The organism is Alistipes sp. 56_sp_Nov_56_25, from assembly GCF_001915285.1.
GTDB lineage: Bacteria > Bacteroidota > Bacteroidia > Bacteroidales > Rikenellaceae > Alistipes > Alistipes shahii.
Map to the genome: position 1 here is coordinate 20994 of NZ_MNQF01000023.1, position 7110 is coordinate 28103.

Here is a 7110-nt window from a genome sequence, read left to right on the forward strand (position 1 = left end):
ATCAATATGAAGAGACTCTTTTTTTCGCTGTGCGCCGTCGGTCTGTCGTGCGCGGCCTTCGGGGCGGGACCCGAGGTCAACATCGTTCCCAAACCCCTCTCGGTGACACCCGGCGCGGGGACGTTCACCGTAACCGCGTCGACCGTGATCGGCGTCGGCAAGAATGCCGAACTGCGCCGCTCGGCCCGGATTTTTGCCGGGGAGGTCGCGCCTGTCGTCGGAGGGGTGATGAAAACCGCCGCCGAGGGCGACGTCCGTCTGGCGGTGGACGGCTCGCTGGAGGCCGAGGCCTATACGCTCGCCGTGACTCCTTCGGGCGTCGAGGTGCGCGGCGGAACGCCGCAGGGCGTCTTCCACGGCCTGCAAAGCCTGCGCCAGCTGGTCATCGACGGCGAAGGCGTCGTGCCCGCCGTGACGGTCAGCGACAAACCCTATTTCGCCCACCGCGGGGGCATGCTCGATCCCTGCCGTCATTTCTGGACGGTGGACGAGGTCAAGGAGTATATCGACATCCTCGCCATACACAAGCTCAACAAGTTCCACTGGCACCTGACCGACGATCAGGGCTGGCGTATCGAGATCAAAAAATACCCCGAGCTGACGCGCGTGGGATCGGTGCGCGGGGAGACGCTCATCGGCCACCATCACACCTCGAGCGAGTATGACAAGACGCCTCACGGCGGCTATTACACGCAGAAGCAGATCCGCGAGATCGTGAAATACGCCGCCGACCGCTATATCACGGTGATTCCCGAAATCGAGCTTCCGGGGCATGCCGTCGCGGCGCTCACCTCCTATCCGTGGCTGGGCTGCAAGGGCGAGGGCTACGAGGTGCGCCGGCGCTGGGGCATCAGCAAAGAGGTCTTCTGCCCGGGCAAGGAGACGACGTTCGAGTTTCTGCAGAACGTCTTCGCCGAGGTGCTCGAACTCTTTCCCTCGGAGTTCATCCACATCGGTGGCGACGAGTGTCCGAAGGACAGCTGGAAACAGTGCCCGCTGTGTCAGGAGCGCATCCGGACCGAGGGGCTGAAGGACGAGTTCGAGCTTCAGAGCTACACGGTGCGCCGCATGGAGAAGTGGCTCCGCGAGCACGGCCGGAAGATCATCGGCTGGGACGAGATTCTCGAAGGCGGCGTTTCGCCCACGGCGACCGTCATGTCGTGGCGCGGCTCGAAGGGCGGCATTGCGGCGGCCAAGGCCGGCAACCACGTCATCATGGCGCCCAATGTCCATTGCTACCTGGACTACTACCAGACCAAGACCCCGACGAAGGAGCCGATGGCCATCGGCGGCTATGTCCCGATGCGCAAGGTCTACGAACTGGACCCCTACGACCAGCTTACGCCCGGGGAGCGTGCCTACATCCTCGGCGTGCAGGGCAACCTGTGGACCGAGTATATCGCCACGTTCCCGCACCTGAAGCACATGCTGCTGCCGCGTCTGGCCGCCATCGCCGAGGTGGGCTGGTCCTACGACCGCAAGGATTTCGACGACTTCAAACACCGCATGAACTCCCTGCGCAAGTGCTACGATGCCGCAGGGCTGAACTACGCCACCTATTTCTTCGAAGGCAAGGACGAATAGCCGTCCGGTCCGTAAAAACATCCCCGTAATGCGCATGCATTACGGGGATGTTCCGTTATTTCAGGGCCGTGTCGTTCAGTTTCCGGCCGGCGTCTGCCCGACGACCTCGACCCATTCGCCCTTCCGGAGCGCCCGCACCGAGTTGTCGTACATCGCCTCGCAGCAGACCGAGGGGAGGTAGTAGCGGCCCTTGTAGGTCGCCGTGAGTTTGATCGGGATCTCCTTGCTTTCGCCGCTCCGGAGGTCGAAGTAGCTCAAAACCCGGTCGTCGCGGATGTCCTGGTAGGTGACCGTCGAAAGGTCCCGTTCGGAGGTGATCTCCCAGCCTGCCGGGACGATGTGCGTCAGGGCCAGGTCGGCGTAACGCTCGTAGCCGCTGGTGTTCGTGACCGTCACCACGGCGTAGAAGTCCGTCGACACGGCGACCGACCGCGGGTCGAGCGGCGCGCCGTTCATGTCCCGGTAGCGGACGTCGATCTTCAGGCTGCTTGCGGCTTCCGCCTCCTCGCCCTTGCCGGGCGTGTAGCTCTGGCTCACGACCAGATGGAGGCTGCCCGTGCCGGTGTTCCTCACTTCGGTTGGGGCGGTGAGCGGCATGGAGGCGATCGACTTGGCGCTTCGGATCGGTTCCCGGCCGATCCGGGCGTCGATCCCCGTCTGTCCCGTGGAGGCGAAATTCGCCAGCGTGTTGAGCATCCAGGCCGTCGACTGCGTACTTAACCACTTGTCCTTCTTCAGGATGTCGGACATTTTGAGGGCCGTGCGGAACGCCGCTTCGCGCTGTCCGAGCAGCGTCTGCGTCATCAGCACGATCGCCATCTGCCGTTCGGGACTGTTATAGGTTCCGTCGTAGGGGTCGGCCTTCGGAGCCGCCGTGCCGGCGGTCTGTGCGGTCAGCTCTTCGGCCACCTTCCGGTTGCCGTCGAGGGCGTAGGCTGCGGCCAGCAGCCATCGCGCGTCGCTGCCGGCCTGCGCCGACCTCTCCCGCAGGCGGTTCATGGCGCCCCGGTCGGGCGTGCCGGCCAGTGCGAGGACGTATTGTGCGTAGGCCAGCGTCAGCGGATTGTCGAAGGTGTTGCCGCGCAGGTATTTGAGTGCGCGTTCGAGCGTCGTCCGGTCGACGGCGTAGCCGTATTTCGCGGCTTCGGCCATGAAATGGACCGCGTAGGCCGTGCCCCATTCCGAAGGCGAAGTTCCGCCGCTCCAGTAGGCGAATGCGCCGTTGGAGAGCTGATAGCCGCCCAGCCGCGACAGGAGGCTCTTGATATTGCGGTCGATGTCCTGCAACATCTCTTCGTCGCACTCGGCTATGGAGTGTAGGTAGAGTTGCGGGAAGGCTCCCGAGGTGATCTGCTCGATGCAGCCGTGGGGGTAGCGCACGAGGTATTCGAGGCGGCGCGAAAGGTCGATCGGAGGAATCGACGAAAGCTCCAGACGGGCCGTTCCGGAGGCTTTCAGGGGCTTGACGGAGACCGTTTCGCCCGGCTGGAGGATGTGCTCTTCCGAGGTCGTGACGTAGGGATTCGGCTCCCGCACGTCGATCTCGATCTCCGAGGCGGAGTTGTCGCCGGAAGAGGCCGCCGTGACGCGGACCTTCCCGATTCCGGTCTGCCGGCCCGCCTTGAGCCGGAAGGTGACGACCTGTTCGCCCTCGTCGCCGAGGACGACGCTCCGGCTCTGCGGCCCGACCACGGAGAACGCTTCGTTCACGCTCACCCGGACGTCGGTTTTGCCGACCCCTTTTTCGAGGGCGAAGACCGTGACCGGAAGTTCGATCTCCTCCTCCGTGGAGACCACGCGGGGCAGGGTCGCCTGCACCAGAAGCGGTTTTTTCACGGCGACCTCCTTCGCCGCGGAGCCGAAGGCGCGGCCGTTGGACGCTACGACCATCACGCGCACCGACCCGAAGTAGGGCGGCAGCGCGATCTTGTGGGTGTTGGTCTTCCCGGCGCCCAGCTTCTCGGCGCCGAGGAACCGCACGACGGGTTTGAACCGCTGCGCCCGGAGCGCTCCGGTGTTCGGCTGCTCGGCGTCGCCGCCGATGGCGAACAGCTGCTCGATGCGGCCGCCGTAGGCGCCGATGACATGGTCGAACAGGTCCCACGTGCGGACGCCCAGCGCTTCGGTGGCGTTGAAATAGAGGTAGGGGTCGGGCGTCCTGAAACGCGTCAGCCCCAGCAGTCCCTCGTCGACCAGCGCCAGCACGTAGCTCATCCGCCTGCCGTTCCGCTCGCGGACCCGGATCGTGATTTCCGACTCGGGTTTCACCGATTCGGGCATCTCGACGACGGGCGCCAGGCGCGTGCCGGCGTCCTCGACCGGAAGCCGCAGAACGCCGAACAGCCTGATCGGCGCGTCGTTGAGCGTGTTGCCGTGGGGTTGGACGAGGGTCACCGAGACGTAGACGTTCGGGGCCATGCCCTCCCTGACGGGAATCTCGAAGGAGGTCTGCCGGTCGGTGCATGCTATCCAGCGGCTTTCGCGGACGAAGCTGCCGCTCTCGACGCTCACCAAGGCCCGGGCGCCCGGGGACGAAGGGATGGTGATCTTCGCCTTGTCGCCCGGCACGTATTTGTCCTTGTCGCGGGCGATGGCCAGGCGTGTCGCGGCGTCGGTCACCGAGGAGATGCCGCCCCGGTGATCGGACGACGACACGCAGACGACGCACGTCGCCGAATGCGCCTGCCGCGCGCCCGTCACGCGGATGAGGTAATAGCCGTAATCGCCCGCACTCCAGCGCATCGTGACCTGTCCCGTGCCGTTCGAGAGGGTGGCCCGCAGGGTTTTGTACTGGGCGTTGAGCGCGCTTTTGGCGTAGCGGGCCTGGGAAGCCGCCGACGAGGCGTCCCACCACCAGTAGGAACTCATCCTGTAAACCGTCACGGTCGCCTCCTCCGTGCCCGTCGCGGGGCGGCCCCGGGCGTCGAGCAGGACGAGCCGCAGCGCATGGTCGCGTTTGCTGTCGAGGTACTCCTCGCCCCAGTCGCTTTGTTGGGCGGTTACGCCGATTCCGAAATAGGCGTTGTAGGGCGAGACGGCCGCGATCTGCTGGTCGACGCTGAAATCGCCGCTCTTTTCGAAGACCTTGACGGTGAATTTGCCGTTCAGCATCCCCGGACTCAACCCTTCCAGCGAGGAGAGCCGGTCGGTGGTCAGTTGCAGCGCGCCGTCGGTGCCGGTCGTGCCGGAGACGATCTCCCGCTCCTCGGGGGCGAACTGCTTCGTGGCGTCGTCGAACGAATAGTCGGGGTAACCCTTGAAGCGCGTCGGAATCTGCGACAGCTGCGCCTGGAGCGTGACTTTCGATCCTGCGGCCGGTGCGCCGTGTAGCCACCGGGCCGTCAGCCGGCCGGTGAACTCTTTCGCGTCGACGGTCTGTCCGTCGCCGAGGCGCATCTCGATCTTCATCCGGTTGGGCTTGACGGCGTCCACGCGGATGTTTTTCTCGAACGTCGCGCCGCCGAAGGTCGCTTTCGCGCGCCAGATTCCCGTGGGGGAGGCGGGCGTCGTCCGTAATTTGAACGTATGGATTCCGTCCGTGGAACCGCTGCTGACCGCCGACTGCACCAACTGCCCGTTGGGGTTGTAGAACTCCAGCGACGCCGGGTGGTTCTCCGGCAGCGGGTTGTCCGAGGCGACGATCAGCGTGAGGTAAATTTCGTCGCCCGGGCGCCAGACGCCCCGTTCGCCGAACAGATAGCCCTTTATCCCCTTCGTGTCGGTCGTGCCGCCCACGTCGAAATTGCTCAACGAAAGCGCCGCGCCCCGCTCCACCCGGACGAAGGCCGCGTCGCCGTTAGCCTCGGCCAGCACCGTGTAGGGTTCGTCCCCGCATTTCAGCACGGCGCGTCCTTCGGAGTCGGTGACGGCTTCGGCCAGCTGCTGGTTCTGGCGGTCGTAGGCCCGGACCTTGCAGCTGCCTTTCGGGCGCGCCGAGACCAGGTCGGTGGTGTAGACGATCAGCTCCCCGTCGCCGCTGCTCTTGCAGATGATGCCGATGTCGGACTGGATGACGACCTTCGACCGCTCGGCGTAGGTCCGGTAGTCGCCGAAATAGTAGTCGTAATCGTTGCTCTCAACCGGAATCAGCGGGTCGACGCCCTTGATTTCGAGCAGGTACATCGACTTCCGGCTGTCGGTGATCAGGCGGCTGAGGTCGAGCGAGTAGCTGTTGGTGCGGTCGAGCCGCGTCGAGGCCTTGTCTCCGAGGTCGATGGTCGTGTCGCGGACGATGCGGGAGACGTACTCCATGTCGGAGAAATAGGTGTCGCCGTAGTAGTTCCGCTGGAAGAATTGCAGCAGGTTGTTGGCGAAGATCTTCCGCACGCGCACCCGCGCCCGGGCGAAGTTCACCGATTCGAACAGCAGGCTCATGCGGTTGGACGAGGGCAGGATGGAGCCTTTGCCCGTGAAGCGGATCGCGGGGGCCTGCGAGGGCAGCGCCGCGGTGAAGGTGTAGCTTTCGTCGAGCCGGCGCCCCGCCTTGTTCTGCACCTCGCGGCTGATTTCGACCTCGTAGTTCCCCGTGAGTTGCGTTTCGGGGTAGATGTAGAGGCGGTTCCGGTCGACCGAGGTCCGGAATTTCGGGTCGAAGCGGATCAGGTTCCTGAAATCCTGGTTGGGCTTGAGCGGCTCGGAGAAGGTGACGACCACGGCCAGCGGCTCGGTCTGCACGGTGTGGTCCAGTACGATGTATTCGCCCTTGCGGGGGACCTCCATCTCGACGTTCCGCTTCGGGTCGAGGTCGAAGTCGAGGGTCAGCTTGTAGCTTTCGTCGCTGCGGGTCGGGATGTTTTCGACCCGGTATTTGTGGACCGTGCCGTCCTCCGAATGGGTCCAGGTCACTTCGGGTTTCAGAAGTCCCTTGATCTTGAGCCGCTGCTCCACGTAGTCGTCGGCGGCGTAATCCGACGAGACCGTTTCGCCGACCAGCACGTAGTATTTCAGGTCGTCGCTCTGCTGCAACCAGCAGGGGTTGTAGGAGAAACGCAGTTTCGGCGTCGAGAATTCGAACTCGGCGACGCCTTTGGCCTTTCCGCCGGTGAGTTTCGATGCGTCGAGCGCCACCTTGTAGCGGGTGTCGCTCTTCAGGGGAGATTTCGGGACGATGCGCAGCGTCCGCACGCCCAGCCGGGAAACTTCGACGTCGGCCGACGGGGTGAACGATACGGCGTCCTCCAGGTCGTCTTCGGCCAGTTCGACGCCCTCGCGCAGGGTCACCTGAACCGGCATCCGGACGCCCGACAGTCCGTTGGTCGACGACTCGACGATGTCGCTCGCCGGGCGGCTGCATGCGGCGGACAGCAGGACGATGAGGGCAAACAATGCGGCGCGGAATGGTTTCATGGTGCGTTTTTTTAGGTAACTTTGCGTTGGATACGGCGGGGTGCGCATATCTTCCACCAAAGATATATAAAATATGTCAAAAACCCGTTGGTTGAATTAAAAAGTTAGTAAAATGACAAATGAAAGGTTGTGCATATTTCTGGTTTTTAGTAACTTAATAGCATCCAAACTATTGAGTTC

2 protein-coding genes are annotated in these 7110 nt (G+C 63.9%); one reads left to right on the top strand and one right to left on the bottom strand.

The features are described from left to right. The first annotated feature begins 6 nt into the window (after nucleotides 1–6). Nucleotides 7–1584: a beta-N-acetylhexosaminidase gene (locus BHV64_RS07370; RefSeq protein WP_022061576.1), complete on the top strand. Its 1578-nt coding sequence runs from the start codon at nucleotides 7–9 to the stop codon at nucleotides 1582–1584. A 75-nt stretch (nucleotides 1585–1659) separates the two neighbouring features. Here BHV64_RS07370 and BHV64_RS07375 read toward each other — a convergent pair whose 3' ends face one another. Beyond that, nucleotides 1660–6930 carry an MG2 domain-containing protein gene (locus BHV64_RS07375; RefSeq protein ID WP_288115695.1) on the bottom strand — a complete coding sequence of 1757 codons (5271 nt, stop codon included), beginning with the start codon at nucleotides 6928–6930 and terminating at the stop codon, nucleotides 1660–1662. Nucleotides 6931–7110 lie beyond the last annotated feature (180 nt).

Bases quoted from the DNA above. Each gene is read 5' to 3' on its own strand.
- BHV64_RS07370 (WP_022061576.1), top strand. From the start codon at position 7: ATGAAGAGACTCTTTTTTTCGCTGTGCGCCGTCGGTCTGTCGTGCGCG.
- BHV64_RS07375 (WP_288115695.1), bottom strand. From the start codon at position 6,930: ATGAAACCATTCCGCGCCGCATTGTTTGCCCTCATCGTCCTGCTGTCC.